Origin of the sequence: Nonomuraea sp. NPDC059194 (assembly GCF_042754765.1) — a bacterium.
GTDB lineage: Bacteria > Actinomycetota > Actinomycetes > Streptosporangiales > Streptosporangiaceae > Nonomuraea.
This window is the reverse complement of record NZ_JBHZBH010000003.1, coordinates 274,309-291,256: the sequence shown is the minus strand read 5'-3', so window position 1 is coordinate 291,256 and position 16,948 is coordinate 274,309. Positions and strand designations below refer to the sequence as shown.

The window sequence follows — 16,948 nt, the reverse complement described above, 5'->3', positions numbered from 1 at the left end:
GGTCAGACGGGGCTGAGCTCCCGTACGGGCTCGGCGGCGGGTTTGGTGGTGGCGGTCTGCGCCAGCAGCGCGCCGCTGAGCACGATGAGCCCGCCAAGGATCTGGAACGCCCCGAGCGACTCGCCCAGCAGCGCCCACGCCACCACCGCGCCACCGATCACCTCGAGCGAGGCGACGGTGGCGCCCACGGCGGCCGACAGCCGGCGCACCGCGTTGACGCCGAGGATGTAGGCGACGACGGTCGCCACGACGACCATCCACAGGTAGGCGCCGAGCACCGGCAGCGTGTGCCCGCCCAGCGTGGCCTGCCGGGTGAACGCCTCCCACGGGATGTTCCACGGCCGCGAGAACGGCAGCAGCACCACGGCCGCGCCGATCATGCCCCAGGCGATCAGCCCAAGGGGGTCCACGTCGTCCCCGAAGCTATCGCTCATCAGGAAATATCCGGCGCAGCACGCCCCCGCCGCCAGGCCAAGCACCAGGCCGACAGCGTCGATCCGCATCCCCTGCCACGCCTCGACGACGATGCCGAGGCCCACGACCGCCACCACCGCGCCGACGAACGCCGCGCGCGGCAGCCGTACCCGCCTGACGAACCGCACCCACACCACGACCATCACCGGCGCCATGAACTCCAGCAGCAGCGCGATTCCCACCGGCAACCTCGTGATGGCCACGAAATACAGCGCCTGCACCCCGGCCACCGCCATCACGGCATAGGCGCCGAAGAACGGCAGCCTGGACCGTGGGATGCGCAGCGCCCGCGGTTTGACCACCGCCAGTACGGCCAGCAACAGCAATCCCGCGCCCGCCATACGGGCCCACACGGCCTCCAGGGGAGCCAACCCCGCGGCTCCCAGAAACTTCGCCATCGGCCCCGAGAAGGCGAAACACCACGACGAGACGAAGGCGATCGCCAATCCTGCATACTTCATATGTCACCACCAATGAGATGTTTTGATACTTACATGCCAGTCGCAGCGGAGGCAATCCCTCCGCCCCGGTTACGCTGCTGAGGTGAGGGTCTTCGTCGCCCGGCTGGCCGGCACCGCGGTCTTCGATCCGGCCGGTGACCAGATCGGCCGCCTCAGAGACATCGTCGCGGGCATGCGCCCCGCGCAGACCCCACGCGTCCACGGCATGGTGGTCGAGGTGCAGCCCCGCCGCCGGGTGTTCCTGCCCATCACCAGGGTCCGCGGCATCGAGGCAGGTTCGGTCATCTTCACGGGGCGGCTGAACATGCGCAGGTTCGAGCAGCGCGCCACCGAGACCCTCGTCCTCGGCCAGATGCTCGACCTGACGGTCGGGGTGGAAGGCGAGCCGATGATCGTCTATGACCTCGCCATGGAGGAGGTACGGCCGGGCACCTGGGAGATCACCAAGGTCGCCGTCGTCAGGAAGAAGCGCCGCGAGCCGCGGATCGTCGACTGGCGTGACGCCTCGGGCTTCGACACCCTCCAGCAGGACCAGGGCGCCGCCGGCCTCATCGCCGCCTTCGAGTCGACGCGCGCCGCCGACCTGGCCAGCGCCCTGCACGCGCTGCCCGACAAGCGGCGGATCGAGGTCGCCGCGGCGCTCGACGACGTCCGCCTCGCCGACGTGCTGGAGGAGCTGCCGTTGCGCGACCAGATGGGCATCCTCGGCACGCTCGCGCCCGAACGGGCCGCGGACGTCCTGGAGGAGATGGGCCCCGACGACGCCGCCGACCTGCTGCAGGACCTGCCGGAGGAGCAGTCGGCCAAGCTGCTGGCGCTGATGGAGCCGCGTGACGCCGCTCCGGTGCGCAGGCTGCTGACCTACGACGAGAACACCGCGGGCGGCATGATGACCACCGACCCCGTGATCCTGCCGCCCAGCGCCACGATCGCCGAGGCGCTGGCGCAGATCAGGCAGAAGGACCTGCCGCCCGCCGTGGCCGCCCAGGTCTTCGTCACGCGCGCGCCGAACGAGACGCCCACCGGCACCTACCTCGGCGTCACCCACTTCCAGCGGCTGCTGCGCGACCCGCCGTCCACGCTGCTCGGCGCGGTCATCGACGCCTCGCTGGACCCGATCAGGCCCGAGCTGCCCCTGACCGAGGTGACCTCCTACCTGGCCGCCTACAACCTCGTGGCGGCCCCGGTCGTCGACGAGCTCGGCCAGCTCGTGGGCGCGGTGACCGTCGACGACGTCCTCGACCACCTGCTGCCGGAAGACTGGCGCGACATCGAGGACTGGCGCGATGACGATTGACCGGCTCGACCAGCCGCGGGAGCTGAGGCGCAGCTTCCGCCCCCACTACGCCCCCGAGGCGTTCGGAAAGTTGGCGGAGGAGATCGCCCGCTTCCTCGGCACCGCCCGCTTCCTCGTCTACATGACGGGTTTCGTGGCGCTGTGGATCGGCTGGAACTCCCTCGCGGCCGACTGGCTGGCCTTCGACCCTTACCCGTTCATCTTCCTGACGCTGATGCTCTCGCTCCAGGCCTCCTACGCGGCGCCGCTGATCCTGCTGGCACAGAACCGCCAGGGCGACCGCGACCGCGTGCAGTACGAGCAGGACCGGCTGGCCTACGAGCGCAACCAGGCCGACATCGAGTATCTGACCCGCGAGATCGCGGGAATGCGCAGGTCCATCGGCGAGCTGGCCACCCGCGACTTCCTCCGCTCTGAGCTGCAGCGCTTCAGCGAGGAGCGACCAGAATCTTCGTGAGCATCGCCGAGCACTGCGCGAGCTCCTCGGGCTCCAGCACGTCGAGGAACTCGGCCCGGATGCCGCGCAGGTAGGTGGGGGTGGCCTCGGCCAGCCGTACGGCGCCGATCTCGGTCAGCACCGCGAACAGGCCGCGCGCGTCGTCGGCGCACGCCTCACGATGGACCAGCCCGTCGCGCTGCAGGCGGTCGATGAGCCTGCTCAGGCCGCTGCGCGACAGCAGGACCCGGTCGGCCAGATCGTTCATCCGCAGCCGCCACCGCTCCGCCTCGGAGAGCTGGAGCAGCACGTCGTAGGAGGCCAGCGCCAGGTCGTGGGCGCCGAGCAGCTCGCTCTCCAGGCGGCGGGTGATGCGCACCTGGGCCCGCTGCATCATGCGCCAGACAGTCGACTCCTCGGGCGAGATCACCACCATGGCGGCATCCTACTGAGAAGAACGGCCACATTCCGGTAGCCAGATCGGCCCCAGCGTTCGGCATACCCTGTCTGGGTTCATACCATGGACCCATGGCACCTTCCCCGGAACAGGTGACAGCCGCGCTCGCCACGGTCAACGACCCCGAGATCCGCCGGCCGATCACCGACCTTGACATGGTCAAGAGCATCGACATCTCGCCTTCCGGCGAGGTCGTCGTCAGCATCTACCTGACGGTGGCGGGGTGTCCGTTGAAAGACACGATCACCCGCGACGTCACCAACGCCGTCGCCAAGCTCGACGGCGTCTCCAGCGTGCGCGTCGTCCTCGACGTGATGAGCCAGGAACAGCGCAAGGACCTGCAGACCAAGCTGCGCGGCAACAGGGCTCCGGAAAAGGAGATCCCCTTCAACCAGCCGGGCTCGCTGACCCGCGTCTTCGCGGTGGCCAGCGGCAAGGGCGGCGTGGGCAAGTCGTCGGTGACCGTCAACCTGGCCGCCGCGATGGCCGCGCAGGGCCTCAAGGTGGGCATCGTCGACGCCGACATCTACGGCCACAGCATCCCGCGCATGCTCGGCGCGTCGGAGCGTCCCACCAAGGTCGAGGACATGATCATGCCGCCGGTGGCGCATGACATCAAGGTCATCTCGGTCGGGATGTTCAAGCCCGAGGGCAACTCGCCGGTCGTGTGGCGCGGGCCGATGCTCGACCGCGCGCTGCACCAGTTCCTCGCCGACGTCTACTGGGGCGACCTCGACGTCCTGCTGCTCGACCTGCCGCCGGGCACCGGCGACATCGCGATCTCGGTCGCGCAGCGCCTGCCCGGCGCGGAGATCCTGGTCGTCACGACGCCGCAGATGGCTGCGGCGGAGGTGGCCGAGCGCGCGGGCAGCATCGCCGCCCAGACGCACCAGCAGATCGCGGGCGTCATCGAGAACATGGCGTGGCTGCCCTGCCCCCACTGCGACGAGAAGATCAACGTCTTCGGCGAGGGCGGCGGCCAGATCGTGGCCGACGCGCTGACCCGCACGCTGGGCGCCAGGGTGCCGCTGCTCGGCCAGGTGCCGATCGACACGCGTCTGCGGGAGGGTGGCGACGAGGGCAAGCCGCTCGTCCTGACCGACCCCGACTCGCCCGCGGCGGCCGAGCTCGGCCGCATCGCGGCCGCGCTGTCGAAGCGGGGCTCGAGCATCAAGGGCCTGCAGCTGGGCCTGTCTCCCGCGGGCCGCTGATCTATCTGTTTCTGTACGGCACGCCAACGTAAGCCCACCGTGGTCACCGCTCGCCGCCCGTCCATCACGGCACTCCAGCGGCGACGGTGACCACCGCTACGTGAAGGCTCCCCCGCAAGGCCCCGAAGGCGTCAAGCGGGAAGCTTCCCTCAGGAGCCTCGGAGGTCGCAAGAGGCGGGGACCGCCACGCCGTGAAGACTCCGTCAGGTCACCCCGGAATCGCAAGGGGCGCTCAGACGGCCCCAGGGTCGTGAGAGACCCTCAGGTCGCCTCGGAGTCACGAGGGGCTCTCAGCTGGCCTCGGAGTCGCGAAAGGCCCTCAGGTGGCCTCGGAGTCGCGAGGGGCCCTCAGGCGGCCCTTGAGTCGTAGGGAATCCTCAACGTCGCCTCGGGGTCGCGAGGGGACTCTCAGGTAGCCTCGGGGTCGTAGGGGGGCAGCTCGCCGTACCCGAGCTCGGACACCGGCTCAGGCGCCCCCACAGGCGCGGGCTCCAGCGCGGCGGTGGAGGCGTTCCACGCCTCTTCCGCGTCCTCCAGCAGGTGCTTGCGTACGAAGTTCTTCGGGTTGAGGTCGGCGGGGTCGAAGTCGGCGAACTCGGGGCCGAGCCCCGCTCTCAGGTCGTCGCGCGCGCTGGTCGCCATGCGGCGCAGGTTGCGCAGTGTCCTGCCCGCCTGGGCGGCCGCCTGCGGCAGCTTGTCAGGACCGAAGACCAGCAGCGCGATGACGACGAGCGCGCCGACCTCCATCCAACCGAGTCCGAACACCGCAAGCTCCTACCGCTGTCAACCGGATCCGGGGACAACCCGGGCCAGTTCCAGACTAAGGGTTCGCCCGCGCGATGAAGCACCCCGCCCAGGGAGAGATCCAACGCGATGGACCCCGCCCGAGAATGAGGCCCAACCCGACCGCCCCCGCCCGAGGAAGGGGCCCAGCGATGGGCCCGGCCCCAACCCGGGCGAGGTGTGCGGTCACGAGGGCCTGGGCGTGGGTTCCTTCTCGGCGGTGACGACGAGGGAGGCCATCCGCTCCTCGCCCCCGCGCCGGTACTTGATGGCGATCTTCGAGTTCGGGTCCTTGCTGCGGATCAGCGAGATGAGCTCGGTGCTGTCCTGGATGCGCAGGCCGTCGACCTCGAGGATGATGTCGCCCGCCTTCAGCCCGGCCTTGCCCGCGGGCCCGTCGGCCTCGACCGGCTGGCGGCCCTGCGTCGGCTGGGAGGCGATGCGCACGCCCTCGCCGCGGTAGCCGGCGTCGACCACGATGCCGATCTTGACCCGCTTGGCCGAGCCGGTGGTGACGATCTCCTGCGCGACGCGCCTGGCCTGGTTGATCGGGATCGCGAAGCCCAGGCCGATGCTGCCGCTCTGGCTGGAGACGGCCCTGCTGAGGGTGGCGATCGCGGAGTTGACGCCGACGACCTCGCCCTTGGTGTTGACCAGCGGCCCGCCCGAGTTGCCGGGGTTGATGGCGGCGTCGGTCTGGATGGCGCTGATGTAGGCGGGGTCGGGGTCGTTGTCCTCACCGGCCACGACGGGCCGGTTGAGCGAGCTGACGATGCCGGTGGTAACGGTGCCGGTGAGGCCGAGCGGCGAGCCGATCGCGATCACCGGGTCGCCGACGACGACCTGGTCGGAGTTGCCGAGCGTGATCTCCGGCGTGCCGAACGTCTGGTCGGGCTTGACCACGGCCAGGTCGGAGCCGGGGTCGCGGCCGACGATGCGCCCGCTGGTGGACTTGCGATTGTTGAAGACGATCTTGATGGCGCCGCCACGGGCGGCGAGGGCGACGACGTGGTTGTTGGTGACCACGTAGCCGCCCTTGATCAGGAAGCCGGAGCCGGTGCCCGCGTCGGCGCTGCCCTCGACCTCGAGGGAGACCACGCTGGGCAGCACCCGTGAGGCCACGCCCGCGATCGATTCGGGCGCCCTGCTGGTGTTGCCCGACGGCGCCGGGCCGAGCGAGTAGGAGGGGTCGGTGCCCGAGCTGCCCTGCCTGGTGAGCAGGTAGGTGCCCACGCTGCCCATCAGCGAGGCGATCAGCGCGATCACCACGGCCAACGCGACCAGCACGCCGGTGCTCGGCCCGCGGCGCGCGGGAGCGAACCCGCCGTCGGTGGGGACGGGCGGCGGCCCCCACCCGTGGCCCATGCCGACCGCCTGCGCAGGCGGCGGGGGCCGCAGCGGGGGGCCCTGCTCGGGGGCGCCGAACACAGCGGTGGCGTTGGCGGCTGTGTCGTCGGCTTCGGAGCGCCCCGACGGGTCGCCCCAGCCGGTGCCGTACGGCGGGGCGGGCGGGACGCGCTCGTCACGGTCCCAGCCGGGCTGCTCGGTTCGCACGCTCTCCCACCCGTCGTGTGCGGGCAGGAAGTCAGGCCGTCCCTGGGGCTCGGCGAGGTCCGACGGCGTGCGTCCGTCTGTAGGGCGCGTCTCGTCGGTCATCTAGTCTCACCACTCCTTGTTCGGACACCGCGATGTTCGCGCGTGCGGTGTTCGAGAGTTGTTAAGCGAGTGTCAGGCGAACGGGTTGACCCAGGAAAGCACACGATCGGCGCCGCGTGCGAACCGCTGCCAGAAGCCAGGCCCCGCCTCGTGTGGCAGCCCGCCGATGGCGACCTGCGCCACGTCGGGGGGCGCGTCCGCGACCACGGTGTAGACATGGCCTCCACTCGCCCAGATCCTCTCCAGTCCTGCAGCGTCCCGAATCCAGATCGTATTCCCGTCACGGAGCTGACTACGCCAGCCCGCCAGACCCTCGTCGTCGAGAGTGCCCCGCTGCACGAACACTGACACAACGGACACTCCATCCGAGTATCCCAGCTTCAGGTAACCGGCGCTCTCGGCGGCGTCGGCCAGCTCGAACCCGCCGGGCAGCACGTTCGGGAAGCTCCATCCCCGCGCTCGCAGGCTCGCCGCGGCCGCCGACGGGCCGGGCGCCGGCCGTTCGGCGGCGATGGGCCGCGCCTGCGGAACCGGTGTGGGAATCGTCACCTCGACGAACGCCTCGGCCTGCGCCACCCTGCCGTGGCCGTCGAGCACCTCGCGTCGCAGCGGGACCCCGCTGGCCGCGTCGATCCAGTAGCGGGCCGCCGGGCGGCCGTCGTGCCGTACGGCCTCGACCAGGCGCGCCGGCCTGCCGCAGACGCTGCCGGCGCGCGCCTCGACCACCCGGTAGTTCGCGCCAAGGGCGCGCAGCATCCCGTCGGAGGGGGCCAGCAGGCCGCCCGCCGGTGAGCCTGGGTCGGTGGAGCGCGCGTCGACCGTCATGCCCGCACCAGGCGTGTTGCGTACGGCGAGCACCGCGCCGGAGGTGGTGAACAGCGTGCCCGTGTACGGCCGCTCCCTCGCGGCCGTCGCCGACTGCCTGAGCAGGGGCAGGCCCGGGTCCTCGATCTCGGAGTCGTCGGGCACGGCGAGGGCCGTACCCGACGAGCCGAGCGACGTGGCGAGCGCCAGCGCGAGGACGGCGGGCAGCCGCCTCACGGCGTGGCGGAAGGCGGGTTGCCGTAGGGCGCCGTGGTCTTGTGGACCTGCTTGAACACCTCGACCGGAGGTGAGACGGAGGGGCCCTGGTCCTGCCCCGCGACCACGAACAGCGTGCCGAGGGCGACCGCCGCCGACACCACGCCTACGGCCACATAGGCCGGACGCCTGCGGGACCGTCCGGGCCGCGACGAAGCAACCGAGCCGCCCCGAGGCCTGTTGTCGGGCGGAGCGATGCTGCGCGGGCCTGGAAGCGGAACGCCGCCGAAGGTTGGAAAGGGCCGCTCCCTGGGCGGCATCGGGTCACCCGGCTCACCCATCCGCAACAGTGACATCGTCAGGTCGGCCGGCATCGGGGGGCCGTCGAGCGACCGCAGGCGCGACTTCAGCGCCCGCATCGACTCGACCTCCCTCCTGCACTCGGCACAGAAGGTCAGATGAGCAAGGGCGCGCTCACGCTCGCTGTGGCCCAGCTCGCCGTCGACCAGCGCGGAAGCGCGCTCTCCAAGGTGTGACATATCAGACTTCCTCCCCACGGCTCACGGTCGGGGGGAGTTCAGCACTACGGGGCGCCCGGTGGTCGAGCGCCTCCCGCAGCTGTGCCCGGCCACGGTGGATCCTGCTCCTGACCGTGCCAAGCTTCACGCCGAGCGTGGCCGCGATCTCCTCGTACGACAGGCCTTCGATGTCACACAGCACGACCGCCGCCCTGAACTCAGGAGCCAGGGAGTCGAGCGCCGCCTGGATGTCAGGCTCCATGTGCGCGTCGTCCCACGCCTGGGCGGGCGAGGGCTCGCGACCCTGCAGCCGCTCGGCCGCGTCGTCGCCCAGGCCCTCGAAGCGGATCCGCTGCCTCCTGCGCGCCATGTCGAGGAACAGGTTCGTGGTGATCCGGTGCAGCCAGCCCTCGAAAGTGCCGGGTGTGTAGCTCGACAGCGACCTGAAGACCCGGACGAAGACCTCCTGGGTGAGGTCTTCCGCGTCGTGCACGTTGCCGGTCAGCCTGTACGCAAGCCGATATACGCGTGCGGAGTGCGTCCGCACCACTTCCTCCCAGGTGGGAGGAGTCCACTCAGACACATCTGACACGTGAGGATCGGCCTGGTGGTCGCTTTCGTCCACCAGCACTCCTCTCTCTGGGACCACCGTCGCTACCGCCATAGTGCCTGGTTTCGTCCCTTCGTGCGCACTGCCTGCCTTCAGGACCGGCAAAGCCCGTTTAAACCTGCAACGCGTTCGGCGCGACGAGAGTTCCCGTCCTGGCGTGTCTCCCCTAGGCTGCGATCGGTGACCAATCGCACGGAAGAGTGCATCGGGAATGGGAGGAGAGGCCGATGACCAGCCCGGTAGAGGCCACTCTGGCCTATGCGGAGCAGTTCCATCAGGAAGATGAGATCCTGCACGCGGCGCGGCAGCGCGGCCACGAGATGGGCGCGCCGCCCATCCTTCCCGGAGGCGGTGCCGCCTTGTGCTTCCTTGCCACCGCGCTGAACGCGCGCGCCGTGGTGGAGATCGGCACGGGGTGCGGGGTGTCGGGGCTGTGGCTGCTGCGCGGCATGCGCGCCGACGGCACGCTCACGAGCGTCGACGTCGAGCCCGAGCACCAGCGTCTGGCCCGGCAGAGCTTCGCCGACGCGGGCTTCTCCGGCGGGCGGATCAGGTTGATCGCCGGGCGCGCGCTCGACGTGCTGCCCCGGCTGTCCGACGGCGGCTACGACCTGGTGTTCGCCGACGCGGCCAAGCAGGAGTACGCCGACTATCTGGCCGAGGCGGTACGGCTGCTGCGCGTGGGCGGCATCGTGGCCTTCGACAACGCGTTGTGGCACAACAGGGTGGCCGACCCCGCCCAGCGCGATCCCGACACGGTCGCGGTGCGGGAGCTCGGCAAGCTCGTGCAGGGCGACGACCGGTTGCGGCCGCTGATGATGCCGCTCGGCGACGGCCTGCTGGCCGCCGTCAAGATCTCCGACTGAACGGCGGGGCTGCCGCGTCCGAGGGCGCGGGTGACCCAGAGTGCGGATCTCTGCGAGAACCGCACCCTGGGGTCCACATCTGGCGGCCCGTCTGACGCGGGGAGGCTCAGGAGCGGGTGAGCCACTCCAGCAGGACGCGGACGCCGAAGCCCGTGGCGCCCTTGCTCAGCGTGCCCTCGTCGACCGTGCTCCGCCCCACGCCCGCGATGTCGAGGTGCGCCCACGGGCGCTTGCCGGTGAACTCCCGCAGGAACAGCGCCGCGGTGATCGAGCCCGCGCCGTAGCGCCCGCCGAGGTCGGCGTTCTGCATGTCGGCGATGGGCGAGTCGAGGGCGGGACGGTAGTCCTCGATCAGCGGCATCCGCCACAGCCGGTCGTCGCTGTCGGCACCCGCCGCGATGAGCTCGTCGGCCAGCTCGTCGTCGGAGGCGTAGACGGCGCCGATGTTGCGCCCGAGCGCGACGCTGATCGCCCCGGTGAGGGTGGCGATGTCGATCATCGCGTCGGGGTCGAGCACCGCGTCGGCGTAGGCGAGCGCGTCGGCGAGCACCAGCCGGCCCTCGGCATCGGTGTTGGTCACCTCGACCGTCGTGCCGCCGTAGTGGGTGATGACGTCACTGGGCCGCTGCGCGGTGCCCGACGGCATGTTCTCGGCCGCGGCGATCAGGCCGGTGACCCGTACGCGGGAGCCCATCGCGGCCAGCGCGCCCATGACGGCGATGACGACCGCGCCGCCCGCCATGTCGGTCTTCTGGGTCTTCATGTTGTCGGTCGGCTTGAGCGACAGACCGCCGGAGTCGAACGTGATGCCCTTGCCGACCAGCACGACGTGCCTGTCGGCGCCCTCGGGGGTGCCTTCGGAGGTGCCCTCGGGGGTGTAGGAGAGCTGGATCAGGCGGGGCGGGTGGACCGAGCCCTGGCCGACGGCCAGGATGCCGCCGAACCCGTCGGCGCGCAGTTGCTCCTCCTCCCACACCTTGACCTCGAGGCCGGGCTGGGCGGCCTGCTCGGCCAGCCACGCGGGGTTCTTGGTGGAGGAAGGGGTGTTGGTCAGGTCACGGGCCAGCGCGACGGCCTGGGCGACGCGCTCGCCCCGCCGTACGGCCTGCTCGTCGGCGCCGACCAGGGTGAGCGCTCCCACGGGCTCCGTGCCCTGGTTGCCGATCTTGAACGTGTAGGCGGCCAGCAGCGCGGCCTCGGCGAAGACCGCGGCGTCGCAGGAAGGGAGCACGACGGTCAGCGCCGCCTTGCCCTTGGCCCTGCGGGTCAGGGTGGCTGCGGCCTTGCGGACGGCGCGCGGCGAGGCGTCGCCGACGCCGTAGAGCAAGACCCTGCCCACCGCGTCGCCACGCGTGACAGGGACTTCGACGATCTCACCCGCCTCGCCCTTGGCCTCGTAGTGGGCCAACAGCGCGGCCACCGGCACGGGCAGCTCGACCTGGGGGTTCAGCCCCGAGTCGTACGGCACGGCCAGCAGTGCGGAGTCCGTAAGCGCTTCGGTGGGCGCTTCGGGGAGCACGGACACCGTCGTCTGGATGGGCACGGGATCATCTCCAAACGTGATCGGCCCCGGCGGAGGTGCGCCAGGGCCGTTCGATCAGGTGGTTGAGCCGGCGGTCAGCCGACCACGTTCTTCAGCGCTTCGCCGAGCGCCTTCGCCTCGTCGGCCGAAATCTCCACGACGAGCCGGCCGCCACCCTCGAGCGGGACCCGCATGACAATGCCGCGCCCTTCCTTGGTGACCTCCAGCGGACCATCGCCGGTCCGCGGCTTCATCGCCGCCATGCGTGTATCCCTTCCTGCCATGGACTCCGCGGTTGCGATCAACGACCGCCCCGGTGGGTGGCCGACGCATTCACGTCTTCTGTGATGTCCTATTCTCCCGCATCGGAGTGCCAAATGGGTAACGATCTCCTCCCAGCATCCGTTGTCCAGGGTCGCGAAGCCGTCCAAACTGGTGCTCGTGAACGCACGCGCGGCGCTGTTCGATCTGTACGGGGACCACCTGCGTTCCCGAGGTGGGAAGGCGTCGGTCGCCGCCCTGGTCAGGCTGCTCGCACCCCTGGAAATCGCGCCTCCAGCCGTCAGGACGGCGGTTTCGCGCATGGTCAGGCAGGGCTGGCTCGACCGGGTCAGGCTGCCCCAGGGCCCCGGGTACGCCGTCACCGCCAAGGCCGTCAGACGCCTGGACGAGGCGGCGCTGAGAATTTACCGAGCTGGAACGATCAGTTGGCAGGGGCACTGGCACCTGGTCGTGCTGGAGCAGGTCAGAGATCGGGCCAAGAGGGAGCGGCTCCGCGCCGACCTGGCCTTTCTCGGCTACGCGCCGCTGTCGGAGACGACGTGGGTCGGCCCTCGCCACTCCCCCGAGCTCGATCCGCTGCTGGCGAACGAGGGCGTGCGCGCCGACAGGTTCGACGCGGTGCTCGACGGCGACCCGCGCGCGCTGGTCGCCAGGGCGTGGGACCTGGCGGCGATCGGGCGCGCCTACGAGGAGTGGCTGGCCGAGGCGCAGGAACTGGTCGCCGGTTTGCGTGATGGCGCGCCGCCCTCCCAGGTCTTCGCCGCCAGGAGCAGACTGGTGCACGGCTGGCGCAACTTCCTGTTCCGCGACCCCGGGCTGCCCGCCGAGCTGCTGCCGCCCGGGTGGCAGGGCGAGAAGGCGCGGGTCTACTTCGAGCAAGAGGCGGCCAGGCTGATGCCCGCCGCCGCCGCTTTCGTCGACAAGGAGCTGCTGTGATCCGTTACGAGGTCGCCGACGCCGTCGCCACCCTCACGCTCGACCGTCCCGACGCGATGAACTCGCTGACCGTGGCGCTGAAGGACGCCCTGCTCGGCGCGCTGCGCGAGGCGGCGGCGGCCGACGCCGTGCGGGCCGTACTGATCACCGGGGCGGGCCGGGCCTTCTGCGCGGGGCAGGACCTGCGCGAGCACGCCGAGAACCTGGAGGCGGGCAGGGGGCTGGCCGGCACGGTCCGCGAGCACTACAACCCGATCGTCGAGCTGATCACCGGCATGGACAAGCCGGTGGTCGCGGCGGTCAACGGCGTGGCGGCAGGGGCGGGCGCCTCCCTCGCCTACGCCTGCGACCTGCGGATCGCCTCGGAGCGTGCCAAGTTCGCGATGGCCTTCGCCGGCATCGGGCTGGCGCCGGACTCGGGCGCCTCGTGGACGCTCCAGCGCCTGGTCGGGCCGGGCCGCGCGGCCGAGCTGCTGCTGCTCGGCGAGCCGCTGGACGCGGCCCGCGCGCTGGAGCTCGGCCTGGTCACGCGGGTGGTGCCGGAGGGTGAGCTGCTGAAGGCCGCCCACGAGCTGGCCGTACGGCTGGCGGCGGGGCCGACCAAGGCGTTCGCCGCGACGAAGCGGGCGCTGGCGTTCGCGGCCTCCCACTCGCTGACGGAGTCGCTGGAGCTGGAGGCCGAGCTGCAGGACGCGCTCGCCGCCACGGACGACCACAGGGCGGCGACCGCCGCCTTCCTGGCCAAGCAGCGCCCCACGTTCACCGGCCGCTAGCCGGAAGCCGAACCTGCGTCCGACGGCGACGCGATCATGGAGCCCCGGACCGTATTGAGGTTCATGTATCGCATCGAAGGGGAGCGTGATCGTTGTAATCTCCCTACTGCTTGGCGCATTAGACAGGTAGAGAAGCAACGCGTGTCGCGATTCCCCGATCGTCAACCAACCGTCGCTGAAGCTCTGTCGCCCATCACTGAGCACACGGAAGGTGTATTGAGTGCCCGACGGCAACCCCCCGAGCCCCTCTCCGCCGACTCTGGGCCCGTGCCCGCACGATCCCCCGTGCCGGATTCGCCCGTGCCTGCCGCCGGACCGGCTGGGCCGTCCTCCGGGCCCTATGTGGCCGGGTCCTGACGACCACGTTCCTCCCCCGCCGCCCACTGAGCCCGACCCAGACAACAAGGATGGCTATGACGCGCGAACCGACAAGATCGTCGCCTTCGCCGACGTGATGCTCGAGGCCGCGACGAACGTCGGCGCGATCAAGGCCAAGACGCCCACGGTCGACGACTGGGGGTGGTTCGACACCCCCCGCATCATCAGTCCCCTTCTCTCCAGACTCAATGGCTATATCGGAGAATGGGCCGCAGCCGCGGGAACCCTGGAGCGCGTACTCAAGGACGACGCGCCAAAGCTCATCAGCGTGGCAAAGAGGTATCGCGACGCTGACGAGGACGCCAAAGCAGCCTCCGACCACATCAAGGCGCCCTAGATGCCGACCCCCTCAGGCAGGCCGCACGGCAGCCACACCTTACGGGCCGCCCAGAGCCGCGAGAACCGCATGGCGCGTCTTGCGGCTCGGCAGGCCACACTCAACCACGTCAAGGTCGATCCGGGCTTCTTCCAGAGAGTGATGAAGCTGGTCAAGGCGCAGAGTCGGCCGATCTACGCGGGGCTGGCCACGTGTGGCCTGGTCACCGTAGGCACGGTGATGATCGTCGCAGCTGTCGGGAACGCGTCCGATCCTCGGAAGTTCTTCGAGGACCGGAGCATGTGGAACGAGATGCTGGGCGACCTCAAGCTGAGCGCCTGGGATGTGTGGATCAGCTTCTTCAGCCTGATCTCGCCATACTGGGTGGGACACGCGTCGGAAACGGTCCAACGCTATCTCCGGTTCGAGTTGATCGGCATGTTCGACGAGCTCGGTCGCGTCGCCACGGAGATGAGCACCACCATGACCAGCCTGGCCTGGGATGTCGTGGAATATGATCTGAAGCTCGTTTCGCTGCTGGTGTCGGCCGGCACCGCCTTCATGGCCCTCCTGCCGTTCAGTGCGACTCCGGTCGGCAAGCTCACCCTGGGAGTGGCTGCCGTCGCGTTCCTCACGCTGCTCTCCAGCCTGTTGCAGGAGTTCGCCGGCAAGATCAAAGCACTCGATCTCAAGCTGGAAACTCTCGGCCACAAGATCTTTGAACTTCGAGGGCTCTTCTCCGTGGGAGACGACAAATTGCATCTGCAACCGCCGGGCAGCGACCCCGCCCTCTGGAAGCCCATCCAAGGAGCCTCGTGAAGCACACTGACGCTTTCAGCGCGGGTGACGGGGAGGAGCTTGCAGGGCTGTTCCGCGAGGTTGACCGTCTGGCCGACGCGTTCGCGGGCGGGATGCGTGAGGTGGAGGAGCGGAAGGTCACCGGCGCCGACAGCACCGGCCGGGTCGTGGCCACGGCGCTGGGCTCGGCGCGCCTCCTGGACGTGCGCATCGACCCCCGGGCGATGCGCGACCTCGACCACGTGGAGCTGAGCCAGGCCGTGCTGGAGGCTGTCAGAGCGGCCCGCGAGGCCGCGGCCGAGGGACTGAACGAGATCCTGGGAGGGCTGAACAACGGTCGGCCGCAGCCCGGCCCGGATGACAATCCGCTCACGCGTTACCTCGACGCGATTCTGCGGGAGGCCGAGCATGGATGAGACGGACAGGCTGCGGATGGTCACAGAGCAGTTGGAGCGGCTGGAACGGCTGTCGGCGACTCAGCTCGACACCGATGCGGCGGCGCAGCGGCTGATGGCGCGGGAGTTCACCGGTATGGCCGACAAGGGCGGGATCGTGGCGACCGTGGACGGTGCGGGAAACCTGCTCGCCATCGACATCAGCCAGCTGAGCAAGCGGCGACACGACGGCGTGACGCTCGGCGACGCGGTGGTCGAGGCGATCCACGCGGCCGAGCAGACCGCAGCCGAGGCAAGGGCCGCGCTGATGGGCGACCTGGGCGCGGGCCTGGGCGACCTGTTCGGCGCCCGGCAACTCTTCGGCGGCGTCAGTACCGATCAGCGCTGAGAGGGCCGGGCGGCACCGCGCAGGACGTGGTGAGGGTCCTCCCGGAGGCCATGGGTGGCGGTCCTTCCGGGAGGGTTGGCCGGCGGGGGTTCAGAGGAACAGCTCGATCACCGGGATCGCGACGTCGGGCCTGGTCACGGGGAGTTGGAGGGTGAGGGTGTCCTCGGGCACGCCGCGCAGGTAGGTGTGGCCTGGCTCGTGCGGGTCGAACCGGAGCACGCGCACCTCCGAGGCGTCGTGCAGGAACTGGGCGTACTTCACCCTGCCCGCCAGCCCCGGCAGGTGGACGTGCCTCATCGGCCAGTTCAGCAGGTGCAGGTAGAGCCGGTCGCCGCGCTGGGTGTAGCGGCAGTCCTGCGGCGGGGTGAACTCCGACGCGCCCGCGCCGTAGATGGCCCTGCCGTGCAGCCTGGTCCACCTGCCGATCGCGCGCAGCCGCTCGACCGCGCGCGGCTCGAACTCCCCGCGCGCGTTCGGCCCCACGTTCAGCAGCATGTTGCCGCCCTTGGAGACGGTGTCGACGAGCATGCTCAGCAGCAGCTCGGGCGACTTCCAGTCGAGGTTGTCGCGGTCGTAGCCCCAGCTGCCGTTGAGCGTCTGGCACGCCTCCCACGGCACGTGTCCCGGCACCCCGCCGGGCGGCATGACCTGCTCGGGCGTCATGAAGTCGCCGCTGCCCAGGTCGAGCCGGTTGTTGATCATGATGCCGGGCTGGAGCTCGCGGACCATCGCCGTCAGCTCCTCGGAGCGCCACTCGTCCTTGCCCTTGGCGCCCATGCCGCGCCCCGGGTAGCTGAAGTCGAACCACATCGTGTCGATGGGGCCGTAGCCGGTGAGCAGTTCGCGGACCTGACCATGCAGGTAGTCCGCATATTTCCGGATGTCGCGGTTGGGATCTTCGCCCAGATCCCGCTGCGGGTGGTACAGGTCGATGGGGAAGTCGGGATGGTGCCAGTCGATCAGCGAGTGGTAGAGCCCGATCCGCATCCCCCTGGCCCTGAAGGCGTCGAGCATCGGCCGCAGCAGGTCCTTGCCGTACGGCGTGGCCGTGGCCTTGTAGTCGGTGAGCGCCGAGTCCCACAGGCAGAACCCGTCGTGGTGCTTGGTCGTGATGACCAGGTACCGCATGCCGGCGTTCCACGCGTCCTCCGCCCAGACCTCGGGGTCGTACAGGTCGGGGTCGAAGTGATCGAAATAGCGCCGGTAGTGCGCGTCGTCCAGCTTCTCGTAGGACTTCACCCACTCGTGGCGGGCCGCGGCGGCGTAGATGCCCCAGTGGACGAAGAGGCCGAACCGCGCGTCGGTGAACCAGCTCATCAGATCTCCAAGCGGGAAGGGGTACGGCCCGGCCGTACCCCTTCGAGTGCGTTG

Annotated in this window: 20 protein-coding genes; 10 read left to right on the top strand and 10 right to left on the bottom strand. The window is 70.2% G+C overall.

The window, feature by feature from the left end; genetic code table 11:
* Window positions 1-2: 2 nt before the first annotated feature.
* On the bottom strand, window positions 3-935 hold the full coding sequence (locus tag ACFXJ8_RS06685; RefSeq protein ID WP_379642825.1) for a DMT family transporter: 933 nt from the start codon (window positions 933-935) through the stop codon (window positions 3-5).
* Between the two features lie 82 nt (window positions 936-1,017).
* Here ACFXJ8_RS06685 and ACFXJ8_RS06680 point away from each other — a divergent pair, with 82 nt between their 5' ends.
* Together ACFXJ8_RS06680 and ACFXJ8_RS06675 are read left to right on the top strand one after the other, a co-directional pair.
* Window positions 1,018-2,232, top strand: a complete 1,215-nt coding sequence (locus ACFXJ8_RS06680; RefSeq protein WP_379642824.1) for a magnesium transporter MgtE N-terminal domain-containing protein — start codon at window positions 1,018-1,020, stop codon at window positions 2,230-2,232.
* Complete coding sequence (locus ACFXJ8_RS06675; protein WP_379642823.1) at window positions 2,222-2,689, top strand: DUF1003 domain-containing protein; 468 nt, start codon at window positions 2,222-2,224, stop codon at window positions 2,687-2,689. Before ACFXJ8_RS06680 ends, ACFXJ8_RS06675 begins: the two co-directional genes overlap by 11 nt.
* Here ACFXJ8_RS06675 and ACFXJ8_RS06670 read toward each other — a convergent pair.
* Entirely contained in the window at window positions 2,661-3,104 is a 444-nt protein-coding gene (locus ACFXJ8_RS06670) for a MarR family winged helix-turn-helix transcriptional regulator (protein ID WP_379642822.1), read from the bottom strand. The two genes, ACFXJ8_RS06675 and ACFXJ8_RS06670, sit on opposite strands and share 29 nt — an antisense overlap.
* 92 nt (window positions 3,105-3,196) lie before the next feature.
* Here ACFXJ8_RS06670 and ACFXJ8_RS06665 point away from each other — a divergent pair, with 92 nt between their 5' ends.
* Complete coding sequence (locus tag ACFXJ8_RS06665; RefSeq protein WP_379642821.1) at window positions 3,197-4,336, top strand: Mrp/NBP35 family ATP-binding protein; 1,140 nt, start codon at window positions 3,197-3,199, stop codon at window positions 4,334-4,336.
* A 408-nt stretch (window positions 4,337-4,744) separates the two neighbouring features.
* Here ACFXJ8_RS06665 and ACFXJ8_RS06660 read toward each other — a convergent pair whose 3' ends face one another.
* From ACFXJ8_RS06660 to sigE, 5 genes are all read right to left on the bottom strand, one after another.
* The gene (locus ACFXJ8_RS06660; RefSeq protein WP_379642820.1) at window positions 4,745-5,101 is read right to left on the bottom strand and encodes a sec-independent translocase; all 357 of its coding nucleotides are present in this window, start codon (window positions 5,099-5,101) and stop codon (window positions 4,745-4,747) included.
* 204 nt (window positions 5,102-5,305) lie between these two features.
* Window positions 5,306-6,775, bottom strand: a complete 1,470-nt coding sequence (locus ACFXJ8_RS06655) for a S1C family serine protease (RefSeq protein WP_379642819.1) — start codon at window positions 6,773-6,775, stop codon at window positions 5,306-5,308.
* 72 nt (window positions 6,776-6,847) lie between these two features.
* Complete coding sequence (locus tag ACFXJ8_RS06650) at window positions 6,848-7,816, bottom strand: sigma-E factor regulatory protein RseB domain-containing protein (RefSeq protein WP_379642818.1); 969 nt, start codon at window positions 7,814-7,816, stop codon at window positions 6,848-6,850.
* Complete coding sequence (locus ACFXJ8_RS06645) at window positions 7,813-8,334, bottom strand: anti-sigma factor family protein (RefSeq protein ID WP_379642817.1); 522 nt, start codon at window positions 8,332-8,334, stop codon at window positions 7,813-7,815. Before ACFXJ8_RS06645 ends, ACFXJ8_RS06650 begins: the two co-directional genes overlap by 4 nt.
* Window position 8,335: 1 nt before the next feature.
* Window positions 8,336-8,977: an RNA polymerase sigma factor SigE gene (sigE, locus tag ACFXJ8_RS06640; protein WP_379642816.1), complete on the bottom strand. Its 642-nt coding sequence runs from the start codon at window positions 8,975-8,977 to the stop codon at window positions 8,336-8,338.
* Between the two features lie 173 nt (window positions 8,978-9,150).
* Here sigE and ACFXJ8_RS06635 point away from each other — a divergent pair, with 173 nt between their 5' ends.
* A complete protein-coding gene (locus ACFXJ8_RS06635) occupies window positions 9,151-9,789 on the top strand; it encodes an O-methyltransferase (RefSeq protein WP_379642815.1) in 639 nt (212 codons plus the stop codon).
* Between the two features lie 106 nt (window positions 9,790-9,895).
* Here the strand turns inward: ACFXJ8_RS06635 and ACFXJ8_RS06630 are convergent, their stop codons facing one another.
* Window positions 9,896-11,332, bottom strand: coding sequence for a leucyl aminopeptidase (locus ACFXJ8_RS06630; RefSeq protein ID WP_379642814.1), 1,437 nt, complete (start codon window positions 11,330-11,332; stop codon window positions 9,896-9,898).
* Between the two features lie 74 nt (window positions 11,333-11,406).
* Window positions 11,407-11,574 (bottom strand): DUF3117 domain-containing protein, encoded by a 168-nt coding sequence (locus ACFXJ8_RS06625; protein ID WP_020545024.1) that lies wholly within the window; start codon window positions 11,572-11,574, stop codon window positions 11,407-11,409.
* Window positions 11,575-11,752: 178 nt separating this feature from the next.
* Between ACFXJ8_RS06625 and ACFXJ8_RS06620 the strand changes: the two genes are divergently transcribed.
* The 6 genes from ACFXJ8_RS06620 to ACFXJ8_RS06595 all read left to right on the top strand — a co-directional run bounded on the left by ACFXJ8_RS06620 (window position 11,753) and on the right by ACFXJ8_RS06595 (window position 15,577).
* Window positions 11,753-12,529, top strand: a complete 777-nt coding sequence (locus ACFXJ8_RS06620; protein WP_379642813.1) for a PaaX family transcriptional regulator C-terminal domain-containing protein — start codon at window positions 11,753-11,755, stop codon at window positions 12,527-12,529.
* Window positions 12,526-13,302, top strand: coding sequence for an enoyl-CoA hydratase-related protein (locus ACFXJ8_RS06615; protein ID WP_379642812.1), 777 nt, complete (start codon window positions 12,526-12,528; stop codon window positions 13,300-13,302). The genes ACFXJ8_RS06620 and ACFXJ8_RS06615 overlap by 4 nt, the downstream gene beginning before the upstream one ends.
* A gap of 340 nt (window positions 13,303-13,642) precedes the next feature.
* Window positions 13,643-14,017, top strand: a complete 375-nt coding sequence (locus tag ACFXJ8_RS06610; RefSeq protein ID WP_379642811.1) for a hypothetical protein — start codon at window positions 13,643-13,645, stop codon at window positions 14,015-14,017.
* Window positions 14,018-14,815: a hypothetical protein gene (locus ACFXJ8_RS06605; RefSeq protein WP_379642810.1), complete on the top strand. Its 798-nt coding sequence runs from the start codon at window positions 14,018-14,020 to the stop codon at window positions 14,813-14,815.
* Window positions 14,812-15,210, top strand: a complete 399-nt coding sequence (locus ACFXJ8_RS06600; RefSeq protein WP_379642809.1) for a YbaB/EbfC family nucleoid-associated protein — start codon at window positions 14,812-14,814, stop codon at window positions 15,208-15,210. Before ACFXJ8_RS06605 ends, ACFXJ8_RS06600 begins: the two co-directional genes overlap by 4 nt.
* Window positions 15,203-15,577, top strand: a complete 375-nt coding sequence (locus ACFXJ8_RS06595; protein ID WP_379642808.1) for a YbaB/EbfC family nucleoid-associated protein — start codon at window positions 15,203-15,205, stop codon at window positions 15,575-15,577. The genes ACFXJ8_RS06600 and ACFXJ8_RS06595 overlap by 8 nt, the downstream gene beginning before the upstream one ends.
* 90 nt (window positions 15,578-15,667) lie before the next feature.
* Here ACFXJ8_RS06595 and ACFXJ8_RS06590 read toward each other — a convergent pair whose 3' ends face one another.
* Window positions 15,668-16,894: an alpha-L-fucosidase gene (locus ACFXJ8_RS06590; RefSeq protein WP_379642807.1), complete on the bottom strand. Its 1,227-nt coding sequence runs from the start codon at window positions 16,892-16,894 to the stop codon at window positions 15,668-15,670.
* Window positions 16,895-16,948 lie beyond the last annotated feature (54 nt).